This window comes from Corynebacterium sp. NML140438, from assembly GCF_001875725.1.
Classification (GTDB): Bacteria; Actinomycetota; Actinomycetes; order Mycobacteriales; family Mycobacteriaceae; genus Corynebacterium.
In genome coordinates this window covers 130332-153717 of sequence record NZ_MLCQ01000022.1, presented here as the reverse complement: position 1 = coordinate 153717, position 23386 = coordinate 130332, and the positions used below count along the sequence as shown (strand labels likewise).

Genomic DNA, 23386 nt, shown 5'->3' with positions numbered 1-23386 from the left:
GCTAACAGCCTGCACAGGCGCGTAGCATTCCTAGCTCGACGTGTAGACTTTCGGTCGCCCACCGCAACGATTCCTAGGAAAGGGAACACACATGGCCGGAGGTCTCCTCGCCCTCTTTGACGACGTAGCTCTCATCGCTAGGACCGCAGCTTCTTCAGCAGACGATGTGGCTTCCCTTACGGCGAAAACGTCGGCAAAAGCTGCAGGCGTCGTCATTGATGATGCGGCTGTCACTCCCCAATACGTTTCTGGTGTGACCCCGGCGCGCGAGCTTCCAATGATCTGGAAGATCACGAAGGGATCTCTGCGGAACAAGCTGCTCATCATTCTGCCGATCGCGTTGGCACTCAACGCGTTTGCGCCGTGGGCACTGGTCCCAATTTTGATGGTTGGCGGCACGTACTTATGTTTCGAGGGTGCTGAGAAGATCGTCCACAAGCTCTCCAGCGATATCGAGGCCGACGAAGATGCCGCAGTAAACCGATCTTCTCAAGACGAAGACGCACTGGTGAAAAGCGCGATTCGAACGGACCTCATCCTGAGCGCGGAAATCATGATCATCGCCCTCGACGAGGTGGCCGATCAGTCGATCTGGGTGGAAGCTGCCGTGCTCATCGCAGTGGGCATTTTTATCACCCTTGCTGTCTACGGCGCGGTTGCACTGCTGGTCAAGATCGATGACATTGGCCGCGCGATGATCCAGCGTGACCGTGCAGCGGGATTGGGACGCGCAATGGTGAAATCCATGCCCGCCGTACTCTCTGCCATCGGCGTGATCGGCACCGTTGCGATGCTGTGGGTTGGCGGGCACCTCATTCTTCGCGGCCTTGACGAAGTCTTCGGCCTGCATTTTGTCCACGAAGTGGTAGACCGGGCCGTAAACTCCGTACATAACGGTGTCCTCGGTTGGTTCGTAGAGACAGGCATTTCCCTGGCCGCAGGCCTCGTTGTTGGCTTGCTCGTTGTTGGCGTGGTTTCCGCGATCAAGCGGACCCATTAAGGCGGTTAAAGTAAGGAGCATGGCAGCGCGCTCGACTCGTACCTTGGTTCGCCCAATCGGACTTATCTTTATTGGTTCGCTGGGTAATCAGGTTTCCGCGCTGCTCGCTGCTTCTCTCTTCGTTGTTGCAAGTACTGTCAGCATTTCTACGCTGCGCTTCTTGCTTGGCGCCGTCATTCTTCTCCTGGTCTTCCGACCGAATGTGCGCGAGATGTCGGAGGAGCAGTGGAAGCAGGCATTCATTTTCGGCGCGTCGATCGCGCTGATGAACCAGTTTTTGTACGCAGCGATCGCCCGCATTCCGCTTGGCGCCGCGATCACCATTGATTTCTTGGGCCCGTGCTGTGTGACATTTTTTGGTATTCGGCAGTGGCGGATCCGGCTCTGGGCGTTGGTTGCGCTCGCCGGGGTCGCGCTGATTGCTGGTCCTTCGTCCGGTTTGAATCCTTTAGGTGTTGGTTTCGCGTTGTGCGGCGCCGCCTTCTGCGCGCTGTACACGATCTTTGCGGAAAAGGTTGGCAAGTCCTCGGGTGGGATGGGCGAGCTTGCTCTCTCCATTACGATTGCGGCCCTGCTCACGCTGCCGTTCTCCATCCGTGACGCGGCCAAGCTTGATGCGCATAGTTGGATGCTGTTGGCGTTGGCAGGCTTTGTTGGCGTCGCCATCCCATATATGGCTGACACGCTGGCGGCACGGTTTACGTCGGCGCAGATTGTCGGCACGCTGTTTGCGATCGAGCCGGTGCTGGGCACGATTCTGGGTGTCGTGTTTCGGGGTGACGTGCTTACTGCCCACCTTGTGTTGGGTATCTTGTGTGTCACGGTAGCTGGTGTGGTGATTGCATGGTTTGGTGCTTCTCCCCCACCGCCTGTTACGCAGGCGCCTCGTCGTTGGCCCGAGCAATGATTTCGTAATTCCGGATGCAGTTAGGAGTATGACGTCGTGAAACTTTCTCTACCGGTGTATCCGCTTGCTCCATCGACGTGGGGAGCAGGCGAAGAAGTCAGTGTGACTGACGTCGTACAGTCGTCCCTGTTTGCGGAATTCGGGGGCACACGTCATACGTCCTACGTGCCGGTGGTGCTTGAGCCGAACGCGGTCGAGGAAAGCTGGCGGGTGCGCAGGCTCGGCAATGGCATTGTCGGAGAAATTGCGCAGTTCGATAGGGCGCGCTACGTCGACCTGGAACGGGTCCATCAGTCGCAGCTGCTGCCGATGACCTTGGCTGCGGTAAAGTTTGATGCAGTGCACGGCAAGTTCGCCGTCGATGTTATTTTGCCGCCTCCGCAGCTCGCCGTTCCTCGCAATAATGCAGGCTCCGACTTCCTTGTGCTGCCAAGTGGAGACATGGCGATCATCGATACGGAACGGGGTGAGTTCAGCGCGGAGCAGCTCGCAAGCCTGGCGCCAGGCCAGTGGTTCGTTGGGCTCCAAGTGTCCAACTCCGACGTCGTGGTCACGCTTGGTGAGCGAGTGCTCGGCTGCGTCTCAGCTGCAGACGTCGACGGTGTCCGCACCATACTTTTCGACGCCCCCTCGACCGACAACGAGATCACCGTCGCCCGGGCGTTCTTCTTGGACGGCATGGCAGCCCTCGACATCGCTGACTACGCAGAGGCAACGGACCCTCTGTGGCTTCGCGTGCCTGACCTTACCCAATCAGAATCGAACTCCGGGAAACCCTTCGAGACGGTCCAGTTCCCCGACGGCTCGTGGGCGGTAACCGTCGACCGCTCACGGGCCGCAACCCCGTCGCGTCCGAAAACGAGCACTGCTGATGCGAAGCCTGCGCCGCTGGTAGATACGGACGCTGTGGAGGAGGAAGTGGCGTCGATACCTGATGAGGTAGCCCTGCTCGAGACCCCTAGCAGCGACGACAGCGACTACCTCACCGAAGTGCAAAAAGCGCAGCGGCGCCGCAGCGAGGAAGCTGGCCGCCACCGCAAGCCTGAAAGCACGCTATGCTGAGGGTGCAACCGAACCTATTTGCGAGGAGGAATTATGTCCAAGATTTTGCGCACCGACCACGGCCCGAACCCAGTAACTTTCGACATTGAGCAGGCAACGCTTGAGAACGACGCATTCCGCGATACCCTGTGGACCGGGAAGCACCTGCAGCTGACCGTGATGAGCATTCCGGCTGGTGGCGAAATCGGCGCTGAGATCCACGACGATCACGACCAATTCATTCGCGTCGAGTCCGGTGAGCTGCGCGCGATGATCGGCCCATCCGAAGACAACCTGACCGTAGACAAGGTCATCGGCGACGACGACGCAGCGTTCGTCCCTGCCGGCCAGTGGCACAACTTCGTGAACGAATCCGACGCTCCGGCGAAGGTGTACTCGATCTACGCAGCACCGGAGCACAAGCACGGCACCGTCCACGAGACGAAGGCCGATGCGGACGCTGACGAGCACGAGCACTAAGCCCGCCTGCTCCGAGGCCGCTACGCCAGGACTCGAACGCCCGCCTCTACTTGGCGGGTAATCCCGCGTGCGTCCAGGAGCTCTAGCAGCGGGATGGCGACGCGCCGGGTCGTCTCGAGCACCTGGCGTGCATCAGTGGTGCGGAACGGCTGCGGCAGGTCCCGCAACCTCGCTGTGGCAATTGTGATCGCGTCGGCGGCAACAACGACGCCGTCGCCAAGCCGCAATACCCTTCCGGCCCGCTCCGCTGCTGCAAGCTCTTTCGTGCCCAGCCCCAGCTGTTCGAGGTCGCGCGCCTCGGGGGCCTGGAAGGGCTGAGCACGAAGCCTCGCCTCCAACTTTTGCACCGCCAGCTCTGCCGCCCCGAGATCAACTCGGGCGGTGCTGCAAACGTAACCATCGCGGGTGTGTAGTTTCGCGGCGGCGACCACGAGAGGCAACAATTTCGCATCCGGCAGCCCGAGAGCCTCCACCGCTGCCCCGGTGGCCAAACCCTCCGACAAAGGGTGCTCCGCCAAGTGCGCATGCAAGGCCTGCAGCAACGCGTCTTTCCACTCCATAACCTGCTGCGCGCGGATCCAGTACCCGGCGAACGCCACGTTGCCCTGGGGCGGTTGCTCGCCCACCCGGAAGCCGAGGCGCGTCAACACCTCCGGTGGCACAGCCACTCTCCTGGCGATTTCCGCGTTGATATCCGGCAGCGTCTCCAGCTGCGCTGAGCGCTTCCGCCCGTCGCCACGCCTGGGAAGGGCGGGCGGGTCGACGTCGATAGCTTCTACCCCACCGAGAATTTGCTGTGCTCCGGAGCCTCGCAGCACCAGCCTGTCCCCGATGCTCAACACCAGGTCGTGCTCCAGGATGAGCCGCGCGTGCCCCGCACCGAACGGGCGCACTTTCGCGCTCACGCCCGCGGTACCGATGTGCACGACAACCTCCTGCGGCACATCGTTGAGGGCAGCGCCATGGGTATGTCTCACATCCACCACAGACGTCGTGTGCCACTTCCCTGGTGTGCACAGCGCCGCGCCGCGCGATACTTCGTCGACGCTCACACCCCGAAGGTTGAGCGCGACGCGCATTGTCGGCTTTGCTTCTTCAACTGCGTTGTCTTCCGATTGGATACCACGCACAGTGACCTCGCGCTGCCCCGCCGCAGCCTGGAGCGTCAGCGCCTGACCTGGCGTGATCGTGCCGCTGGTGAGTGTTCCCGTAACGACGGTGCCTGCGCCTTTAATGTGAAATGCCCGGTCAACCCACATGCGTATCCGACCTGCGGGGTCCGCTGCGGGCTGGTGTCGCAACATCGTCACGAGCGCGCTTCTGAGTTCGTCGACGCCCTCGCCCGTTTTTGCAGAGACCTCGACTACAGGCCAGTGCTCCATACTGGTGCCAGCTACATTCCGGCAGGTTTCTTCAACTACTGCCTGTCGACGCCCAGCGTCCGCCTTATCCGACCTTGTCATAGCAATGACACCATGCTGAACTCCGAACGCGTTGATGGCATCCCTGTGGTCAAGCGTTTGCTGCATCCAGCCTTCGTCGGCGGCAACTACGAACAGGACATCCGTGACTGGTCCAACCCCGGCGAGCATGTTGGCTATGAAGCGTTCATGTCCGGGTACGTCAACGAACGCGATGTCCTCACCGTCAACGTTGGTCCACACGAACCCGAGGTCGATCGTCAGCCCGCGGTCTTTTTCCTCATCCCACCGATCAGGCTCCATCCCGGTGAGGGCCTTGACCAGCGTGGACTTTCCATGGTCAACGTGGCCTGCTGTCGCAACTACAAACACGTGCGGCTTAGTCCTTTCTTTGGGCTATCTGAATCGCGGCTGCGATCTCGTGGTCTCGCTCGGGTGGCACACAGCGCGGGTCGATGAGCAGCTCGTCCTCGTGAACACGTCCGAGTACAACCGGGGTACCGGTCCGCAACGGGGCCGCCAGCGACTGGTCGAGTGCAACCGCCCACCCAGGCAAGGGGAATCCCGGCGCGCCGCCGCCCCCAACGCGGCCGTCGTGTGGGACGACGGTGCCTCCCACCTTCGCCGCCAGCGCTTCGGCGCGGGCCTTGAGGGCGTCTGGCTCGGCGTGCAGGTAGTCATGGACCGGAGTGCTGTCGATGTTCAAGCTCGCCTCCAACGCCGCGAGCCGCAGTTTATCGATGCGCACGGCGCGTGCCAGCGGGTGCCGCTTCAGCTTCGCAATGGCGTCCTTCGTACCGACCATCACGCCCGCCTGCGGGCCTCCCAGAAGTTTGTCGCCGGAAAACAGCACGACGTCCGCGCCCTCAAGCAGGGCCGTGGTGGCATCTAGTTCATCAGGGAGCAACGGGTCTGGGTGAAGCAGGCCCGAACCAATATCGGCGATCAGGGCGCATCCACGCGGCCGGACGATTTCGCGGAGCTGCGCGATGGTGGTCTCTGCGGTAAACCCGTGCACCTTGTAATTCGACGGGTGGACTTTGAGCACCGCGCCCGCGTTGTCGAGCGCCCGCTCGTAATCAAAGGGGTGCGTACGGTTCGTCGCACCAACTTCTACGAGAGAAACCCGTGCGCTTTCGATGAGCTCCGGTAGACGAAACCCCGCCCCGATTTCGATGAGCTCGCCGCGAGAGATAACGACATCGCGTCCCTCGGCAAACGTTGCCACAGCCAAAAGCAACGCTGCCGCGCCATTGTTGACCACGAGTGCATCCTCCGCAGCAGGACAGGCTGCCAAAATCGCATCCGTGGCGGCCCTACCCCTATCGCGGGATCGAACACCTGCTGCGAGATCCATCTCTACGTCGACGTACTGCGCGGCATCCACCATCGCGTCGATTGCCTGCGGGGCAAGCGGCGCCCGGCCGATATTTGTGTGTACTACCACACCAGTCGCGTTGAGGACTGGGGTAAGGGACCCGGGGTGGCGTCGACAAGCTTTGAGAAACTCTGGGGTGACCTCTTCGGGGGAAATCTCGCCGTCGCGAGCGCGCTGTTGTAGCTTCCCCGCAACCGCCTTGAGCGCGTGCGGCGCCAGCGCGGTGTACTCCTGCGCTGCGAGCGCAAGCAGTGCGTCTGTGCGAGGGATTCGACGGCGAGGATCATTCATGTGCTTCCCCTTACAACAACACAACGTTTTGGCGGAGACGGACAGGAATCGAACCTGCCAGGCCGAGATGCTCGACCTCACCAGTTTTGAAGACTGGGGTGGCCACCAGGACACGTACGCCTCCGAAAAGCAACGCTACCATGTAGGTATGACTGCTGATAATTCTAAGATTCGGTTGACCCAGTACGCATCCGGCGGCGGATGCGCTTGCAAAATTCCCCCCGGCGAGCTGGAAGAGGCCGTAAAAGGACTCGTCGGCTTCGCTGACCCAAACGTCATTGTTGGCCTCGACGACGGCGACGACGCCTCCGCGATTCATGTTCGCGACGACCTCGCTGTCATTTCCACCGCCGACTTCTTCACTCCCGTCTGCGACGACGCCTACACCTGGGGCAAGATCGCAGCCGTCAACGCACTTTCCGACGTTTACGCAATGGGCGGCACCCCAATCACCGCCATCAACCTGCTTGCCTGGCCACGCGAAGTCCTCCCATCCGAGCTCATCCGCGACGTACTCCACGGCGGCATGGACGCGGCCACCGCAGCAGGCATCAGCGTGACTGGCGGGCACTCGATCACCGCGCCTGAGCCGATTTACGGAATGGCCGCCACCGGCATCGTGGACCCAGCGAAGCTCATGCGAAATGACGCGGCAGAGGCTGGACTACCAATCACCCTGACCAAGCCGATTGGCTCAGGCCTGCTGAACAACCGCCACAAGGCAACCGGCGACGTCTTCCCGCAAGCCATTGAGGTCATGACAACGCTGAACAAGGAGGCCTCGGAAAAGGCCGTCGCCGCGGGCGTGAAGGCTGCGACCGACGTCACCGGATTTGGTCTACTCGGGCACCTGTTCAAGATGGCGCGCGCCTCCGGTATCGACGCCGTCATCGACCACACCAAGGTTCCTTTCATCGAGGGCGCTCGTGAAACCCTCGAAGCCGGGTACATCCCTGGCGGCTCGAAGCGCAATCTCGACTGGGTCCGCCCCAACGTCGATTCCGACCTGGACGGCGATGAGCTGCTGCTCCTTGCAGACGCTCAGACTTCAGGTGGGCTGCTCGTCATCGGCGAGATCCCGGGCTACCCCGTCATCGGTGAAACCGTCGCTGGCAACGGCCGCGTTCAGGTGAAGTAACTGGAATAACAGAACTGCCCCTCCGACACCTTGCGTGTGAGAGGGGCAGTGCTGCGTATTAGCTCCTGTAGTAGCTACGCGGTCGTGATGCTGTCATCAACCTTGCCTGCTTCACGGCGCTTCCTCAGACGCTCCCGCTGCGGTTCAACGACGTACTTCGGGTCCTCGGTGGACTGCTTACCAGCTTCGAGTACCGCAAAACGTGTCAGGCAGGAACCTGCCATCAACGCGAGCCCCGAAATACCGGCGAGCACGCGGCTCTTCTTGCTGAACAGCGCACCAACACCGCCAGCAGCGAGACAAATCTCAGAAGCCTTGAAGAGCTTGCCTGCCTTGCCTGTAGAGAACGCTTCCTTCGTGACGTCGTCCAACTGGCTGGTCATGTAGGCCGTTGCCGCAACGTCGGCGGCTGCACCAGCGACGCCGAGCGCGCGTGGCACTGCAGCGTTTTCCGTGGATGTTGCGAGCATGCCCATGCCGCCCGTCGCGGCGGTCGCGGAGGATACGAACACGAACGGAAGGTTCTTACCGGCCTCCTGCCATGCAGGAACCGACGTGTTACCGATCAGCACCGCAGTGTACGCGGCCAGTGGCGAGGCAAGCACACCACCGGCGATGCCTGCCGGGGTTGCTGCGAACTCAAAGAACGAACGCAACGGGCTTGGCAGCGGCAGTTTCTTACCCGTCAGCTCATCAAGTTCCGGCAGTGCGGCCAGGCCCTGCATCGCAGAAAACGAACCCAACAGCCAGGAGCCAACGCTCATCGGTGAGGACAGCTTGAACACGCGGAACATGTTCAGCAGCCGCTCCGGACGCCCAAGGTCGAGCACCAGGCAACCGGAGCCCACCGCAGCAGCAGCCATCGAACTAATCCGCATGTTGCGACGCAGTTCCCTGTTGCCTGTCGCGTCAGCACCCACTGCCAACAGAGACGAACCACCGGCGAGGCCGCCGAGGAAGAAGTAGACACCAATCGGCCACTCCCATGGTGGGAACTTCACAATCGGCTTGCCGTAGTAGGAATCAAAGTGCTCGAAGTTCGCCTCCGGCACCATCAGCTCCTCACCGCGGCGCTTCTTAGAACCGCGCGGGCGATCGCCTTCCGCTACGTCTCGGCGCCGCGGGCGACGCGGCTCCTGTGGTGGACGGTAGCTATCAAACTCAGCCATTTACTTCCTACCTCCGATCAGGACCGCGGCTGCAATAGTGCCAACCATTCCGGCTGCGGCGATAACGCCACGCTTCGCAAGCTCCGGCAGGTTTGCCGTAGGAACCACAGGGTCTGGCGGAAGACCATAGACCTCCGGCGCATCCAGCAGCAGAAAGATCGAGCCAGTACCGCCCACACCATCGTTCTCGTTTGCACCGTAGAGGCGGGCTTCCGTCATGCCTTGCGCATGCAGTTCCTTCACTCGTGCCTTCGCAAGCGCGAGCATCTCGTCGTAGGTGCCGTACTTGATCGAGGTCGTCGGGCAGGTTTTGGCACACGCTGGCTGTTCGCCGACCTGGAGACGGTCAAAGCACATGGTGCACTTCTGAGCGACGCCAATGTTCTTAATCGGCGCGCTCTCACCTGGTGTGAAGTCCTCGCCAGTACCGGAGCGCTCATTACGCTTACGCACACCGCCATCGCTGCGACGCTCGATGACGCCGAACGGGCAACCAGCCACGCAAGTGCCGCAACCGTTGCACACATCGTCCTGCACGACAACCGTGCCGTGCTCCGTGCGGAACAACGCACCAGTTGGGCACACATCCAAGCAGCCTGCGTTGGTGCAGTGCTTACACACGTCGGAGGACATCAACCAGCGGAAGTCCGGGGTATCCGGAAGCACGGCACGGGTCGAAGTTTCCTCCGCTGGCTTCACGCTCGGCATCCCAAGCCCAACGAGCTTGGCACCCTCCTCGCGAGCCTGCCGGATACGCTCCTCGCCCTGCTCGATGAACGCCACGTGGCGCCACGTATCCGCGTTCAGCGAACCAGTGTTGTCGTAGGAGTTACCTGACAACTTGTAGCCGTCTTGCGGGTTTCGGTTCCACTCTTTACATGCAACCTCACACGCCTTACAGCCAATACAAATCGACGTATCCGTGAAGAAAGCCTTGCGGGCCTCCTTCTCGTACCCGATGTTGGCTGGGGATTCGGTGATCTGATTCTTTGTCTTCATCGTCAAAACCTATCCTTCCCCGTTCGCCATGTTCTTCTTCGTCGAATCGTGCTTCGCTGCCTCGGTGTCACCGAGCTGCTCACCGACGATGACGTCTTTCGACTCGTCGGTCAGCTTGGTACCGGTGTCCTCCGTCAGGCGCGCACGGCGCTGGTACTCGCGCACCAGCTTCATACGATCCTCACCACGCGGGCGTCGGCCCGGTCGGATATCCACCGCGGAAACCTTCGACGCCTGGATGTTGACGTTCGGGTCCAGCATGATGCCAAGCAGGTCGTTCGGTCCGTCGCCCTCGACCTCAGCATAAGAACCTGCGCCGAAGTGGTACGGCATACCGATCTGCTGGAACTCGTGGCCGTCGATGACCAGCGTCTTCATGCGCTCCGTCACCAGCACACGTGCCTCAATGGCGTTGCGCGGCGAGATAATCGTCGCCCAGTCGCCATTCTTCAAGCCGATTGCTTCAGCCAGCTTGTGCGAAACCTCGCAGAATAGTTCAGGCTGCAGCTCTGCCAAGAATGGCAGGCTTCGCGTCATCGAACCGGACGTGTACGCCTCGGTCAAACGGTAGGTGTTCAGCATGTACGGGTACACGCCCACGCCGGGTTCACCGAAGTTCGGCGCCGAAAGGTTGTCCTCTCCACGCATCACGATTCGCGACGGCGACTGCTGCTGCTTGTACAGCGGGTTCGCAAACGGGGACTCCTGCGGCTCATAGTGCGTCGGCATCGGCCCATCAACCATTCCGGTTGGGGCAAACAGCCACGCCTTTCCGTCAGCCTGCATGATGAACGCGTCGTCACCAGCAAGGGCTGCAGGACCAACCGCGTCGCGCTCTGGCTTGAAACCAGGGGCCCGGTTGACCGGGAAGTCCACAACGTCGTCGGACTCCCACAGTTCCTTGTCCTCGTTCCACCAAACCAGCTTCTTGCGCTCCGACCATGGCTTGCCATCCGGATCCGCAGAAGCACGGTTGTAGAGCACGCGACGGTTCATCGGCCATGCCCAGCCCCACTCCAACGCCATTGCGTTCTGTTCCTGGCCTGGGCGCTTGTTCGCCGAACGGTTGACGTCGTCGGCGTATACACCACAGTAAATCCAGCAACCAGATGAGGTGGAACCATCTGCCTTGAGATCCGCGAACTTGTCCACGAGCTGCCCCTTCCGAGGACCCTCGAGGTAGTAGCCGTTGATCTCCTTCAGGACTGACTCCGGCAGAATCTCACCGTGCTCATCGCACTCGTAGTCCCAGGTGATCTTCTGCAGCGGCAGGTCTCGCGGGTCAGTCGAATTCTTAACTCGTTCCTTCAGGCGAAGGCCCAAGTCGTAGAAGAACTCAAGGTCGCTCTCTACATCGCCCGGAGCGTCCTTGGCCTTGAAGCGCCACTGCAGCACACGCGAAGTCTGGGTAAACGTGCCCGCCTTCTCAACGTGGTTCGCTGCTGGGAAAAGGAACACCTCCGTGTCGATCTCCTCCGGCGAAATCTCACCAGACTGCACCTCTGGAGAATCCTTCCAGAACGTCGCTGTCTCAATCTCAGAGAAGTCACGGACGACGAGCCACTTCAGCTTGGTCAGAGCCATACGCTGAATGCGACCGTTCGACTGCGCAACGGCAGGGTTTTGGCCGAAGACGAAGTAGCCGTCGACAAGCCCCTGGTTCATCAGCTGCAGCGTGTGGTACGTCGAGTGAGCACCAGTCAACCGTGGCATGAGATCCATGCCCCAGTTGTTCTCCTCGGTCGCGGCGTCGCCCCAGTAGGCCTTCATCAACGACACTGCGTAGGTGTCGCCGGTCTGCCAGAAGCCCTTCTGATCACGCTTCGACACTGCTGCCAAGTACTCGTCCCACGTCTGGTGCGTGGACTGCGGCATCGGCAGGTAGCCAGGCAGGATGTGGAACAGCGTTGGCACGTCCGTCGAGCCCTGAATCGATGCGTGACCACGCAGCGCCATAATGCCCGAGCCTGGACGGCCGATGTTGCCCATCAGCGTCTGCAGAATCGCACACGTACGGATGAACTGCGCACCCAACGTGTGCTGAGTCCAGCCAAGCGCGTACGCAAAACAGGTGGTGCGATCGCGGCCAGAGTTCTCCGCAATCGAGTTCGCAAGGTAGTAGAAGTCCTCTTCGGAAATACCGCACGACTCAGCGACAACCTGCGGGGTGTAGCGGGAGTAGTGGCGCTTCAGAATCTGGAACACAGTTCGCGGATCCTGAAGCGTTTCGTCCTTCTCCACATCCCACGAAGTCTGCGCATCCCACTTCTTGCGTGCCTGCCACGATTCGTTGGAGTAGCCACCCGTTTCAGGGTCGTATCCAGAGAACAGACCTTCGAGGTCCTCCGTGTCCTGGAACTCCTCACTGATCAGCGTCGAAGCGTTCGTGAACGCCTTGACGTAATCCTCGAAGTACAGGTTGTTTTCCAACACGTAGTTAATGACAGCACCCAACAGGATGATGTCGGTACCACCACGAATCGGGATGTGCTTATGCGCCATCGCCGACGTACGCGTGAATCGAGGGTCAACGTGGATGATTCGTGCACCACGTGCCTTCGCTTCCATGACCCACTGGAACCCAACTGGGTGCGCTTCGGCCATGTTTGACCCTTGGATGACAATGCAGTCCGCATTTGCCATGTCCTGCAGTGGCTGGGTCGCTCCACCGCGTCCAAACGAGGATCCCAAACTGGGAACCGTGGAGGAGTGTCATATACGAGCTTGGTTTTCTACCTGCACCGCGCCCGCTGCAGTCCACAGCTTCTTAATCAGGTAGTTTTCCTCATTGTCCATCGCAGCGCCGCCCAGGCCTGCGATGCCCATGGTTCGACGCACTGGGCGTCCCTTGTCGTCAAAATCCTGCCAGCCGTTTTCACGAGCTTCCAGGAAGCGATCGACGACCATCTCCATGGCGGTTTCTCGGTCAAGCTTGACCCATTCCTTCGAACGTGGCGCTCGGTAGAGAATGTCGGTCACGCGGTTTTCAGCGTTGACAAGCTGCTCGGATGCCGCGCCCTTCGGGCACAGACGCCCACGCGAGTGCGGAGAATCCGGGTCGCCTTCAATTTGAATGACCTTATTATCTTTTACATATACGCGCTGGCCACAGCCGACGGCACAGTACGGACACACGCTCTTAACGACGCGGTCCGCTTCTACGATGCGGCCTTCCATTTCTTGGCTGCGCGCGGATTCGGTGTTTTCGCCTCGGGCGAAGGCGTCACCACCGCGTATCTGGCGCACAACCGGCCAATTTAGGGGACTAAAACGAGACATACCAGCAAGGATAGCCCATTTCGCGGAGGTTCCCCATCGACATACCCCCAGGTCATTAATTAGGATACCCTTACTTTTGATGCATTTTTGCCTCGCAGGCGTAAAATAGCGCCGTAACATCAGTTTTCAACTACACCTTCAAAGGAGCTTGACTATGGACAAGAAATTGCAAGATGCAATGAACGAGCAGGTCACTGCGGAATACCAGGCGGCACTGCTGTACCGCCAGCTCGCCTACACCATGGAGGCACAGTCTTTCCCGGGCTTCGCGTCTTGGTTTGCAGAGCAGGCACACGAAGAGTGCGACCACGCGGAGAAGTTCGCAACGCACCTCATCGACCGTGGTCACGACGTCACCTTGCACACCGTCGCACTCGACGCTCCATCGATCGATTCCCCACTGGCTGCGTTCAAGGCTGCGCTTGAGCACGAGCGCAAGGTCTCCGCGATGATTCGAAACATCGCCGGCATCGCCGATGAGGTCAAGGACTTCGACTCCCGCTCCCTCATCACTTGGTTCCTCGACGAGCAGATCAGCGAAGAAGCAACAGTCTCTGAGATTGTTGACCAGCTGACACTTGTCGGCAATGATGGTTCTGGACTGCTGCGTCTCGACTCGGGTCTTGGCCAGCGCAACGATTCCTCAAACTAACCTGAATTTTCGACGTCCACTTCACCGCAATACATTGCCGTGAGGTGCGGCGTCGAAAATTTTGCCTCACAACGTTTCTCCCCAGGAGCCCCCCATGCCCTTGTCACCCTTAAAGAGACTTGTCGCTTGTGCCACTACCCTTGCCCTGACAACGACTGGCCTTTCGACTCCCAATGCAAACGCTCAAACTCACTCAATCTTGCCTACCTGGCCTACGATCCGTCCACATAGCCCCGAAGAACTTCCTGCGAAGCCGAAGCAACAACCAATGAGAACGCCCGATGGTACCGTGGTGCAGATCATGGGTGACATCCTGGGCCCTTGGTCGGCACATATCGGTATTGGGGCTGGCGACCTGGGCACGATGACGCCACTCAACGAAGACGAATTCGCGATGGTCTTCGGAGACTCCTTCCGTGGCCGAAAGTTCGGTGAAGGCGATTGGATCAGCCCTATTGGCGTCGTAGCAAGGATGAAGAACGGGCAGATTGAAATCCTCCGCCCGCTGAACGGCCGACGCGACGCGTACGGCCTGATCAACTACTTCCGCGAGGAGGGAGATAACTTAACGCTCATCCCATCCGACGTGATCAACATCAACGGCACGCTCTACATGCAGGGTATGTGGAACCGTGGAATCGGCAATGTGCTGGATACCCAATTCTGGAAATCGACGGACGAGGGGAAAACCTGGAAGAGCATCGGGCGAACCCCGAACCACTACCTTAATGGTCTTGGCCAGCTCATCTCCTGGGAGAAGGGGCCCGACGGCTACATCTACGCTGTGATGTCCGGGTTCCAACGTGAGCACCCGGTGTACCTGGCACGCTTTACTGAGGCGCAAATTGGGGACCAACCAAGTTGGGAATTGTTCGACCCCGATACTGGCGAGTGGGGCAACGAAGCAGGCGCGATCCTCTTCGGCGACCACGTCAAGGCCGGTGAGATGAACCTTCGTTACATCGACAACCATTGGGTGTTCGTGATGTTCAACGAGGCAACGCTCGCCATCGAGGTCCGTATTTCGGATAGGCTGCCTCAAAGTTGGAACGACGTGCCTGTCGCAACAATCGCCAAGAATGGCTACTGGGACTTACAGCAGACGCCGATGAATTTCTCCCAACCTTACGGTGGGTACATCGTGCCCGGTTCCACGATCGCGAACCTCGACGTCGTCATTTCGCAGTGGAACACGAACACCAACGAACGCTACATGTCGACACAGTTCAACGTGAAGGGCCTAGACACGTTCTTCGGTATTGATCCTGAGTCGATGCGCCCGCATGACCAGGACAACATCGACGTCAACGTGACGCCGAACCCGCCGCAGACTGACGACATGGACGCCGAAGATAACCTGATGTCCTCGGAGGGCAGCTCCAAGACGAAGGCAGCGCTCATCACGGTTGGTGTGCTCGCCGGGCTGGGCTTAATCGGTGCGGTGGCGTGGCCCACCATCCGCCAGTACCTGCCACCGCAGCTGCAGCAACTTGTGGGCTAGCGCAATTCTTCTCGGACGTACTCCTCGACGTTTTCCATAAACGCCTTCGGCGGGGCAAAGAAATTACACCCCGTGAGCGCTGTGGAAAAGTCGAGGATTCTGTCGTAATTGCCAGCTGGTTCGCCGATAAACATGCGGCGCAGCATCCGTTCGGTGATGGCAACGTCCTTCGCGTAGCTCATGAAGAACGTTCCCTGCTGACCGGCCGCATCACCGAACGTGAGGTTGTTACGAACGATCTCCAACGACTCCCCGTCTTCGTCTTCGATGGAGTTCACTGCAACGTGACTGTTGGCGGGCTTTACGTCGTCATCGAATTCAATGTCCTCGTGCTTCGTACGTCCGATGACGCGCTCCTGCTCCTCGACGGGTAAATCGTCCCAGGCTTTCAGGTCGTGGACGTACTTCTGCAGCACGATATGGCTGCCCCCCGCCCACTTTCCTTCGCGAATAATCGCCGTTGCGATGCCGTCTTGGCCACGCGGGGACTCGGTGCCGTCGACAAACCCGAGTGGGTCGCGGAAGTCCTGGTACTGGAAAGCGTGCGTCTCGTCGAAGTCTTCGATGGCGTCGCCAAGCTGTTTCGTGATGCGGCGCGCAAGCTCGAACGCGACGTCGTACTCGTCTGCCCGGATGTGGAAGAACAGATCCCCTGGCGTCGACGGCGCATGGTGCTTCTCACCTTGTAACTCAACGAACTCGTGGAGGCCCTCAGGTTTTTCCACGGTGAAGAGGCGCTCCCACATCTTGGCGCCGATGCCCAGCACTGCGCTCAAGTGAGCCTCGGGCCAACGGAACCCGACGCCGTTGACGAGCCCCGAGAGGCCACCGATGATGTCCACCACCTCCCCCTCATGACCCGGCACGATGGTCAACGTCAGAAAGATCGCGTCTTTCGACTGCGGCAAGATGACGTTCTGGGAAACTTTTGTGGAATGTAGATCGTCCATAGGTGCCATCATAAGACTCATATCCTCTTTCGCCACTTGTGGACACCCGGTAGAGTCGGTGCGGTGGAGACTCCCCGCAGCACAGCACCCTGGGCGGCGTTGTGGTCAATGATGGTTGGCTTTTTCGTCATCCTCGTTGACTCGACGATCGTCGCTGTCGCGATTCCTGCGATTGCCCGTGCATTTGACGCGACGTATAACCAGATTATTTGGGTAAACAGCTCGTACCTCCTCGCGTACGCGGTACCACTCTTAGTGACGGGACGTCTCGGCGACCGGGTCGGGCCACGGAACGTGTACCTGTTCGGCTTGAGCCTGTTCACGGTCGCCTCACTTGCGTGTGGTTTGGCCACCTCGATAGAGGCCCTGATTCTTGCCCGCGCTGTGCAGGGTTTTGGGGGTGCGCTCGTGACGCCGCAAACCATGTCAGTGATGCTGCGTACGTTCCCGCCGAAACAGCGCGGTGGTGCCATGGGCGTCTGGGGCGCGACGGCTGGAGTAGCTACAATTGTCGGGCCGCTGCTCGGCGGCCTCCTTGTCGACGCCTGGGGCTGGGCGTGGATCTTCATCATCAACGTCCCAGTAGGCATTGTTGGTATCGCCTTGGCTTGGGTTTTCGTGCCAAAGCTTGAGCAGAATGCGAGGACGTTCGACTGGGTCGGTGTCGCTCTGTCCGCGTTTGGTATGTTTTGCCTGGTCTTTGGGATCCAAGAGGGACAAACCTACTCGTGGAGCCTGCCCATCGTGACCCTGATGCTCACCGGCACTGCGTTGCTGGCACTTTTCGTATGGTGGCAAACACGAACCACCCGAGACCCGTTGGTGCCGTTGGAGCTATTTTCGGACCGGAACTACTCGCTCGCCTGCGTGGCGATTTCCACGGTTGGCTTCGCAGTGTCCACCTACGTCATTCCGTGGATGATCTACGTGCAAAATGTGCAGCACTACACCCCGACCCAGGCGGCGATGCTCCTGCTGCCAGCAGGCTTGATCTCCGGCTGCTTCTCCCCTTGGGTTGGCAAGCTCACCAACACCCATCAACCAAAGCCGTTCGCAATCGCGGGCCTTTCCCTCGTCGCGGTTGCGATTGGTGGCGCTTCTTTCATCACTGACCCCGGTATTTCCCCGACGTGGTTGCTCGTGGTTTCAGTGATCAACGGGTTTGGTAACTCCATGGTGTGGGGGCCGCTGTCCATGATCGCGACGCGGAACCTCGACCCGCGTTTGGCAGGGGCGGGCTCCAGCGTCTACAACACCGTGCGCCAACTTGGTGCGGTCATTGGTTCGGCGGGAATCGCAGCGATGATGTCACGGCAGCTCACGCGCCAACTCGGGCCGGCAGCTGCCAACTTTTCCGGCGGAAGGAGCACCCAAGCACTCCCCGACCTGCTTCACCAACCATTCGCCCAAGCGATGTCCGCGTCGATGCTACTACCGCTCGGCGCCGTCATCATCGGTGTACTGGTTTCCACCAGGTTTGTGCGCACCCAGTCTTGGAACGATTAATCTTCCAAGGAAATCATGTACACAGGCGGCTCAATCTTGAAGTAGCCGAGATGCTCCCAGAAAGCACGCCCTGCGTCGTTTCCTTCTGCCACCATCAAGTGCACTGCTGGGGCTTTGCGTTCGCGCAGCCATTCCACGCAGCCGTCGGAAAGCAGGCGCCCCACGCCGCCTCCTCGAGCGCTAGGGCGCACTCCGGTCATGTGGATCCACCCGCGGTGGCCGTCGAAACCTACGACGGTTGCACCATCAACGACACCTTCGGGCGATTCCGCGACGAGCACCGTGCTGCCGGGGCTTTCCATCGCAAGATCGAAATCGGTCGGCGGGTCATTCCACTCCTGGGTAATGCCAGATTCGTCCCAAACATCCACGACCGCCTGGCGGTCCTCGGGGCGGGCTTCACGCAATGTGTACATAACAGGTAAGAATAAACGCTGAAAGGTAGAGCATGAAATGCGACGCAAACCCCGCACCCCAAAGAAAACCATCACGGGAACATTCCCCGTAGACACCGGCACGGCAACCATCATCGCCGACGAACTTCGCGACGGCGGCTACACCCTCGAGCTCAACCGCGTACCAAGCTCCTACGTTGTCCTCGGCGCACCGGAAGTGCTGACGTTCGACTACATGCAGTGGATCACGGGGTTCGTGCACCCCGGCGACTCTGTGCCATCGGATTTCCGCGCGGTCCACCTCGGCGGGGCCGCGTGCACGCTGCCTGCATACTTCGCACATCGCTACCCCCAAAGCCACCAGACGGCGGTGGAGATCGACCGGAAGCTCGCGCAGCTCGTGCGCTGGGCATTTCAGGAGAACCTCGAACCTGTCACAATCCGTTGCGCCGAAGCGCGCGCGTTTACCCATGCCTGCCAGCCGGGAAGACTCGACCTCATTGTTCGCGACGTCTTCAGCGGCCCCTCCACCCCTCGCCCGCTGACCACCGTTGAGTTTTTCCGCGCCTGCGCTACCGCCCTTCGACCCAGTGGTATCTACATCGCGAACATCGGCGACAGGCAGCAACTGCCAAACACCCGCGCAGAGGTTGCCGGGCTCCTCGAGGTGTTCTCTTACGCAGTGGCCGTCGCGCCGCCAGCAATGCTCGACGGCCACGAGTACGGCAACATCGTCGTCGCAGCGAGCAACACCCCCTTAGTTTTCGACGCCACCACCGCCCCCTCCCTTGCCGTCAAGGATGGCACGACGCTGCTCGACGGCGCTTCCACTCACCGCCTTGCCCGACGCGACTAACGTTTGCGTCCGCATCGGACAGACTGAGCGTTTTTGGGGCTCGCAGCAGAGGACTAAGGTAACCATTTTGTCACGTCTGGGAGAAAGGGCTGATCTTTGAACCATTTTCGCGCAATGTTCACGATGGCACCCGCACGACGGGACCACATCCCGGCGTTTCGCACAGCCGCCGGGGTAGCCATCCCACTACTGCTGTTGCTGTGGATCGGCCGTTTCGACCTCGCCATCTACGCCAACTTCGGCGCGTTCACCGGTGTCTACGGACGCCACGAAACCCGTCAGGACAGGGCACGGCACCAGCTCCTTGCTGGTACCGCCATCGTGGTCGCGATCGCAATTGGCGCGACGATGTCCTGGACCCACACCAACCAATGGCTCATTATGCTCATCTCTGCCGTCGCGTCCTCGGTGTGGGCGACCATCGCGCTGTGGTCAGGTACACGCCCAACCGGGTCCGTCTTCGTGCTCTTCGCAATCGCCGCGGTGGGGTCCCTTGCCCACCCTGCACACCCACTGATCGCGATGGCAGTCGCTGCAGCAACGGCCGGTCTTTGCTTTGGGCTCGGGAGAATATCGCACCTCATAGGGGAAGGTCCCAATGTGCGTGAACCGCGAGCGGAGGAAGTGGGCGTCGATAAGCAGGCGCTGAAGCGAGAGGCAGCGCGATTCTTCCTCGCTCCCCTGCTCGCTGGAACGATCGGCATCATCTCCGTCGCTCTCATTGACCCGCTGTCGCACTTCTACTGGGCGATGGTCGCCGCGGTAGTGCCGCTGGTCAACAACCGCTACCGCGTGCAGTACTTTCGTGCCTTGCAACGTATGCTCGGCACCCTTTCCGGCATTCTCGTCGCCGGGTTCCTCCTCTCGCACCACATGCAGGAATGGCAGTTCGTGATATGGATCATCATCCTGCAGTTCTTGACCGAAACCTATGTCACCCGCAACTACACGCTGGCAGCGAGCTTCATCACCCCGACCGCCCTGCTGATGATCCAAGCCGTCGAACCTGCCCCCGTCGCGCCTATGTTGCTCGCCCGCAGCGCGGAAACCATCCTTGGCGCCGCGTCAGCCCTCGTAATTATTGCCATCGGGTACACGAAAACGAACCCTCACCTGGTGCGTCAACGCTTCAACGTTGCTGCGCCTAAGCCCCAAGCTCCTAGGGCTCGAACCTATACTCGGAGCCAAACTTCGGCTGATATAGCGCCGCATACTCCACATCGACAGCCCTGAAGTGTGGCGATGTCACCTCCGCGAGCGCCTGGATATAGTCTCCTACGATTACTTTCGGCAGGCGCAAGCCCATCGTCAGATGCGGAATCCACCGAGCACCACGGCCATCGGGATTGAGCTCGCTGAGTTCCCGCGCTGCCCGCTCAAGCTCGACCGAGCCCTGCAGCAGCCACGCCACCGTCTGCTTCGACTTCGTCCCGAACACCACCGTGCCCACCCTGTCCAGACGCGCAGGCAAGAGCTGCGGCAGGAGCTCACCCGCCCGGGCGATCACCTTTCGTGACATCTCAGGCGCAAACGTGACCGACACGTGAGGGCGCTGCTGCTGTACGGGAAAGCCGCGCTGCGCAAGCGCCTCATAAATCTTGCGAATCTCCTGCTCTTGCGATTCAGGCAAGCGCAGCAAAATATTTTCCGGGGACATGGCTCACTCGTTACAGGTTCCTCTATATGGGGTCAGCAGTTGCTGTGCCGTCGGCGCAGCTCGTCAACGGACTCGTTGATGTCTCTCAGGTCCACGATAACGTCAGGGTTGCCGAACGCCTTGCGGACGCGCTCGAGGGCTTCGGGAATGCTTAACCCGTCGGCAGCAGAGCCCAGGATCACGTCTTGCAGGGCGTTTCCTCGGTCCCAATCTTTGTAGTCTTCAAAACCATATGAAGTGCCGGTGAGCACTTTGTCGTTGTTGAATTTCAACGCGATGACACCGTGTTCGACCCGCCACATCCACGATGTTCCCGGACAGGGCTCGCTGGTTTTCGCGTTATAACATGGCGTCGGAATCATTTCGAGGCCCATGTACCGGTAGCGATCATCACTGCCATTGCTTGCCATGTTGTTCGAACGCCTCCGTCCTCAAGTGCTTGTCTGTCACGTCTCAACGTACCAAACTGCCAGAAGGTTAGCTTATTTGTTCGAATATCGCTTATTTGTGTCGGCTCGGGTTGATACGGTGATAGCAACTCACGAAAGGAGGGGCCATGACCAGCACAATCACCCAATGTGTCAACGATATTTCGGCGGCGCTGCGCACATTAAGCAAGCTTTTCGACGACCCCTCCGCCCTCATATTCAGTGATATCCGGCACGAAATGGAACGCCTCGAGGAGCAATTCAAAAAGAAGGCAACCATCGACGCCGCCTTCGCCTTCATCGCCGAGCGTGAAGAAGCCGGCCGAATCGTCGGTGCCAACTACCCCAACGCGTACCTCCAGCAGTGTCTCGACCTGTCAAGGGGCGAAGCCTACAACCGCCTCGAACGAGGCCGACTCCTCTTCGGCCAGCCGCCAGCACCTAGCACTCGCCCGGCCAGCGAGGAAAGCGACAAGGAGCTTTTCGCCCGCACCCATGAAGTGGAGCAACAACAGGCAACTGCCAGAAAGACGTCTTCCCAGGTTAGTGCAGAGAAGCAAAACATCATCCGGCGCGAACTCGACAAGTTGCTCAAAGCTGGCGTGGACGAACGCACCCGCATCTACTCCGCAGCCATGACCGAGGGCTTACGTCGCAACCCCGAAGACCTCCGGCAGTTCGTTCGCCGCGCAGTCAGCGACGTCAACCGGAAACACGCCCCACATACCAACCCTAATGCCGGGTATGAAAATCGTGGCATGTCCATTGGTCGTCGCAAATCGGATGGCACTGTAGACATCTACATCAACGCTACGGCTGGAGATGCCGCCCTGATCAAAGCGCACACAGACAAGGGCCTCGCGCCAAACTCCAACCTTCCAGCAGCGATGCACGACGAAGTGGACTCCCGCACCCGGCAGCAACGTCGGTTCGACCAGTTCTTCGCCATTTTCAAACAACACGAGCAATCGCACCAGAAGGCGAACGGCGGCGCTGCCTCGGTGGTCATTGCACTTACTCTCGACGACCTCGCCGACGGCGATGCTTCCATGCTTTACGGCACCAACACCGGCATCGAAGTCGACTGTTTCGATCTTGTACGCCTCGGCATGGACGGAACTACAGACTTCCTCCTCCAAGTGGACGGCGTCACCTCGGTGCCACTGTGGATGGGGAGAACAACCCGGCTCGCATCGGTCGAACAGCGAATCGCAATGTTCGCCATCCAAGGGGTATGCTCCTGGCTCGGCTGCACCACCCCTATGTCAGAATGTGAGGCACATCATATCCTCGCCTGGATAAAGGGCGGACACACCGATATCGAAAACCTTACTGGTCTCTGCCGCGAGCACCACAGGTGCAACAACGACAACAGAGACGGCTCCTTTGACAAGGGCTACATGGATTTCGACCCGCAAACAGGCAAAGCGGGATACCGAAAGCACCCGTCCGATCCAATGAAATTCAACCAATCGGTGCCTGCGAAACACTCGGCAGTCAGCAGAATCTACGCCGCAAAAGGCAGGTGCAACTGCGTACGGACCGGAGAGCGTGACCCCGCCTTGTATCCGCCAGGCCTCTCACCTCCCGTTACGGCTCCACTATCTCAAAGCGCCTAGGGTCGGAGGCATGCAGATCTTTACCGTCGGCCATTCAAACCTCGAGTTTGACCAATTCGTGGGCATGCTCGAGGCTTCCGGCGTGCGTGCAGTCGTGGACGTGCGCAAGCTTCCCGGCTCCAGGAAGTACCCCTGGTTCAACGACGATCAACTTGCCCAACACTTACCTGGGCACGGCATCGAATACTCCCGAAACGAAGGGCTCACCGGGCGGCGCAACGTGTCCAAAACAGTCCCCTTCGAGGTGAACGGCAACTGGCGCAACCGAAGCTTCCACAACTACGCGGACCACGCACTTGGCGACGAATTCGCACAGTCACTCCAAGCGCTCAGGGAACAAGCCAGGACATGCCCAACAGTAATCATGTGCTCAGAGGCAGTCTGGTGGCGTTGCCACCGACGCATCATCGCCGACCACCTCCTGGCCCACGGCGACAACGTGCAGCACATCATGGGAATGACGCAGCACGGCCCCACCTTAGGTGCAGCGAAGTTCAACGACGGAGCTGTCGTCGGCGAGGATAAGAAAGTGCACTACCCGAAACAAGAGACCAAGTAGCAAGTCTCAACTACCCGCCACTGCCCTTGTTCCCGTTTCCCCAGTACAAACCTATTTTTAGCTTTAGGGGCGCCAACCTCTCAAAAAGCCTCTAAAAACGCATTGATCGAACAGGTCGCAAGCTCTTCGCTTCAATGTCAGTTCAGTGCGTTTTAAATAG

The 23386-nt window shown here is 59.9% G+C and carries 21 protein-coding genes and 1 tRNA gene; 12 read left to right on the top strand and 10 right to left on the bottom strand.

Annotated features, from left to right (window positions below; translation table 11 throughout):
• Window positions 1–91: 91 nt before the first annotated feature.
• Genes BJP08_RS07635 through BJP08_RS07620 form a run of 4 tightly spaced genes read left to right on the top strand, consistent with a single transcriptional unit; the run spans window position 92 to window position 3428 of the window.
• Window positions 92–1000, top strand: a complete 909-nt coding sequence (locus BJP08_RS07635; protein ID WP_071569023.1) for a DUF808 domain-containing protein — start codon at window positions 92–94, stop codon at window positions 998–1000.
• A gap of 19 nt (window positions 1001–1019) precedes the next feature.
• The gene (locus BJP08_RS07630) at window positions 1020–1907 is read left to right on the top strand and encodes a DMT family transporter (RefSeq protein WP_071569022.1); all 888 of its coding nucleotides are present in this window, start codon (window positions 1020–1022) and stop codon (window positions 1905–1907) included.
• A gap of 36 nt (window positions 1908–1943) precedes the next feature.
• On the top strand, window positions 1944–2969 hold the full coding sequence (locus BJP08_RS07625) for a hypothetical protein (protein ID WP_143110055.1): 1026 nt from the start codon (window positions 1944–1946) through the stop codon (window positions 2967–2969).
• A gap of 33 nt (window positions 2970–3002) precedes the next feature.
• Entirely contained in the window at window positions 3003–3428 is a 426-nt protein-coding gene (locus tag BJP08_RS07620; RefSeq protein ID WP_071569020.1) for a cupin domain-containing protein, read from the top strand.
• Window positions 3429–3448: 20 nt separating this feature from the next.
• On the opposite strand, the gene selB is transcribed toward BJP08_RS07620, so the two are convergent.
• From selB to BJP08_RS07605, 3 genes are all read right to left on the bottom strand, one after another.
• Complete coding sequence (selB, locus tag BJP08_RS07615; RefSeq protein WP_071569019.1) at window positions 3449–5221, bottom strand: selenocysteine-specific translation elongation factor; 1773 nt, start codon at window positions 5219–5221, stop codon at window positions 3449–3451.
• Window positions 5222–5228: 7 nt separating this feature from the next.
• Window positions 5229–6518, bottom strand: coding sequence for an L-seryl-tRNA(Sec) selenium transferase (gene selA / locus BJP08_RS07610; protein WP_071569018.1), 1290 nt, complete (start codon window positions 6516–6518; stop codon window positions 5229–5231).
• Window positions 6519–6547: 29 nt separating this feature from the next.
• Window positions 6548–6642: transfer RNA gene (locus BJP08_RS07605), tRNA-Sec, on the bottom strand.
• Between the two features lie 24 nt (window positions 6643–6666).
• On the opposite strand from BJP08_RS07605, the gene selD reads away from it, so the two are divergent.
• The gene (selD, locus tag BJP08_RS07600; RefSeq protein WP_071569017.1) at window positions 6667–7656 is read left to right on the top strand and encodes a selenide, water dikinase SelD; all 990 of its coding nucleotides are present in this window, start codon (window positions 6667–6669) and stop codon (window positions 7654–7656) included.
• Window positions 7657–7730: 74 nt separating this feature from the next.
• On the opposite strand, the gene nrfD is transcribed toward selD, so the two are convergent.
• Genes nrfD through fdnG form a run of 3 tightly spaced genes read right to left on the bottom strand, consistent with a single transcriptional unit; the run spans window position 7731 to window position 13103 of the window.
• Window positions 7731–8825 carry an NrfD/PsrC family molybdoenzyme membrane anchor subunit gene (gene nrfD / locus BJP08_RS07595; RefSeq protein ID WP_071569016.1) on the bottom strand — a complete coding sequence of 365 codons (1095 nt, stop codon included), beginning with the start codon at window positions 8823–8825 and terminating at the stop codon, window positions 7731–7733.
• A complete protein-coding gene (locus tag BJP08_RS07590; RefSeq protein ID WP_071569015.1) occupies window positions 8826–9824 on the bottom strand; it encodes a 4Fe-4S dicluster domain-containing protein in 999 nt (332 codons plus the stop codon).
• A 9-nt stretch (window positions 9825–9833) separates the two neighbouring features.
• The gene (fdnG, locus tag BJP08_RS07585; RefSeq protein WP_255364800.1) at window positions 9834–13103 is read right to left on the bottom strand and encodes a formate dehydrogenase-N subunit alpha; all 3270 of its coding nucleotides are present in this window, start codon (window positions 13101–13103) and stop codon (window positions 9834–9836) included.
• Window positions 13104–13257: 154 nt separating this feature from the next.
• On the opposite strand from fdnG, the gene BJP08_RS07575 reads away from it, so the two are divergent.
• Together BJP08_RS07575 and BJP08_RS07570 are read left to right on the top strand one after the other, a co-directional pair.
• The gene (locus BJP08_RS07575; RefSeq protein WP_071566945.1) at window positions 13258–13755 is read left to right on the top strand and encodes a ferritin; all 498 of its coding nucleotides are present in this window, start codon (window positions 13258–13260) and stop codon (window positions 13753–13755) included.
• 268 nt (window positions 13756–14023) lie between these two features.
• On the top strand, window positions 14024–15256 hold the full coding sequence (locus tag BJP08_RS07570) for a DUF4185 domain-containing protein (protein ID WP_143110054.1): 1233 nt from the start codon (window positions 14024–14026) through the stop codon (window positions 15254–15256).
• Here BJP08_RS07570 and BJP08_RS07565 read toward each other — a convergent pair.
• A complete protein-coding gene (locus BJP08_RS07565) occupies window positions 15253–16206 on the bottom strand; it encodes a Dyp-type peroxidase (protein WP_083428478.1) in 954 nt (317 codons plus the stop codon). The genes BJP08_RS07570 and BJP08_RS07565 overlap by 4 nt on opposite strands.
• Window positions 16207–16269: 63 nt before the next feature.
• Here BJP08_RS07565 and BJP08_RS07560 point away from each other — a divergent pair, with 63 nt between their 5' ends.
• Window positions 16270–17712 (top strand): DHA2 family efflux MFS transporter permease subunit, encoded by a 1443-nt coding sequence (locus tag BJP08_RS07560; protein WP_255364799.1) that lies wholly within the window; start codon window positions 16270–16272, stop codon window positions 17710–17712.
• Here the strand turns inward: BJP08_RS07560 and BJP08_RS07555 are convergent.
• Window positions 17709–18128, bottom strand: coding sequence for a GNAT family N-acetyltransferase (locus tag BJP08_RS07555; protein ID WP_071569010.1), 420 nt, complete (start codon window positions 18126–18128; stop codon window positions 17709–17711). The two genes, BJP08_RS07560 and BJP08_RS07555, sit on opposite strands and share 4 nt — an antisense overlap.
• 37 nt (window positions 18129–18165) lie before the next feature.
• Between BJP08_RS07555 and BJP08_RS07550 the strand changes: the two genes are divergently transcribed.
• Window positions 18166–18963 (top strand): spermidine synthase, encoded by a 798-nt coding sequence (locus BJP08_RS07550; protein ID WP_071569009.1) that lies wholly within the window; start codon window positions 18166–18168, stop codon window positions 18961–18963.
• A gap of 123 nt (window positions 18964–19086) precedes the next feature.
• On the top strand, window positions 19087–20196 hold the full coding sequence (locus BJP08_RS07545) for an FUSC family protein (RefSeq protein ID WP_177221735.1): 1110 nt from the start codon (window positions 19087–19089) through the stop codon (window positions 20194–20196).
• Here the strand turns inward: BJP08_RS07545 and BJP08_RS07540 are convergent.
• The gene (locus BJP08_RS07540; RefSeq protein WP_071569007.1) at window positions 20123–20620 is read right to left on the bottom strand and encodes a 2'-5' RNA ligase family protein; all 498 of its coding nucleotides are present in this window, start codon (window positions 20618–20620) and stop codon (window positions 20123–20125) included. The two genes, BJP08_RS07545 and BJP08_RS07540, sit on opposite strands and share 74 nt — an antisense overlap.
• A 32-nt stretch (window positions 20621–20652) precedes the next feature.
• On the bottom strand, window positions 20653–21030 hold the full coding sequence (locus tag BJP08_RS07535) for a hypothetical protein (RefSeq protein ID WP_143110052.1): 378 nt from the start codon (window positions 21028–21030) through the stop codon (window positions 20653–20655).
• A gap of 146 nt (window positions 21031–21176) precedes the next feature.
• On the opposite strand from BJP08_RS07535, the gene BJP08_RS07530 reads away from it, so the two are divergent.
• Complete coding sequence (locus BJP08_RS07530; RefSeq protein ID WP_083428468.1) at window positions 21177–22667, top strand: HNH endonuclease signature motif containing protein; 1491 nt, start codon at window positions 21177–21179, stop codon at window positions 22665–22667.
• 10 nt (window positions 22668–22677) lie between these two features.
• Window positions 22678–23226, top strand: a complete 549-nt coding sequence (locus BJP08_RS07525) for a DUF488 family protein (RefSeq protein WP_071569005.1) — start codon at window positions 22678–22680, stop codon at window positions 23224–23226.
• Window positions 23227–23386 lie beyond the last annotated feature (160 nt).

What these genes read in the sequence shown, in the direction of transcription:
- BJP08_RS07540 (WP_071569007.1), bottom strand. Translation starts at nt 20,620, where the DNA reads ATGTCCCCGGAAAATATTTTGCTGCGCTTGCCTGAATCGCAAGAGCAG.
- BJP08_RS07590 (WP_071569015.1), bottom strand. Translation starts at nt 9,824, where the DNA reads ATGAAGACAAAGAATCAGATCACCGAATCCCCAGCCAACATCGGGTAC.
- BJP08_RS07545 (WP_177221735.1), top strand. Translation starts at nt 19,087, where the DNA reads ATGGCACCCGCACGACGGGACCACATCCCGGCGTTTCGCACAGCCGCC.
- BJP08_RS07575 (WP_071566945.1), top strand. Translation starts at nt 13,258, where the DNA reads ATGGACAAGAAATTGCAAGATGCAATGAACGAGCAGGTCACTGCGGAA.
- BJP08_RS07525 (WP_071569005.1), top strand. Translation starts at nt 22,678, where the DNA reads ATGCAGATCTTTACCGTCGGCCATTCAAACCTCGAGTTTGACCAATTC.
- BJP08_RS07570 (WP_143110054.1), top strand. Translation starts at nt 14,024, where the DNA reads ATGAGAACGCCCGATGGTACCGTGGTGCAGATCATGGGTGACATCCTG.
- BJP08_RS07630 (WP_071569022.1), top strand. Translation starts at nt 1,020, where the DNA reads ATGGCAGCGCGCTCGACTCGTACCTTGGTTCGCCCAATCGGACTTATC.
- selD (WP_071569017.1), top strand. Translation starts at nt 6,667, where the DNA reads ATGACTGCTGATAATTCTAAGATTCGGTTGACCCAGTACGCATCCGGC.
- nrfD (WP_071569016.1), bottom strand. Translation starts at nt 8,825, where the DNA reads ATGGCTGAGTTTGATAGCTACCGTCCACCACAGGAGCCGCGTCGCCCG.
- BJP08_RS07530 (WP_083428468.1), top strand. Translation starts at nt 21,177, where the DNA reads ATGACCAGCACAATCACCCAATGTGTCAACGATATTTCGGCGGCGCTG.
- selA (WP_071569018.1), bottom strand. Translation starts at nt 6,518, where the DNA reads ATGAATGATCCTCGCCGTCGAATCCCTCGCACAGACGCACTGCTTGCG.
- BJP08_RS07635 (WP_071569023.1), top strand. Translation starts at nt 92, where the DNA reads ATGGCCGGAGGTCTCCTCGCCCTCTTTGACGACGTAGCTCTCATCGCT.
- BJP08_RS07565 (WP_083428478.1), bottom strand. Translation starts at nt 16,206, where the DNA reads ATGGACGATCTACATTCCACAAAAGTTTCCCAGAACGTCATCTTGCCG.
- BJP08_RS07550 (WP_071569009.1), top strand. Translation starts at nt 18,166, where the DNA reads ATGCGACGCAAACCCCGCACCCCAAAGAAAACCATCACGGGAACATTC.
- BJP08_RS07620 (WP_071569020.1), top strand. Translation starts at nt 3,003, where the DNA reads ATGTCCAAGATTTTGCGCACCGACCACGGCCCGAACCCAGTAACTTTC.
- BJP08_RS07535 (WP_143110052.1), bottom strand. Translation starts at nt 21,030, where the DNA reads ATGGCAAGCAATGGCAGTGATGATCGCTACCGGTACATGGGCCTCGAA.
- BJP08_RS07555 (WP_071569010.1), bottom strand. Translation starts at nt 18,128, where the DNA reads ATGTACACATTGCGTGAAGCCCGCCCCGAGGACCGCCAGGCGGTCGTG.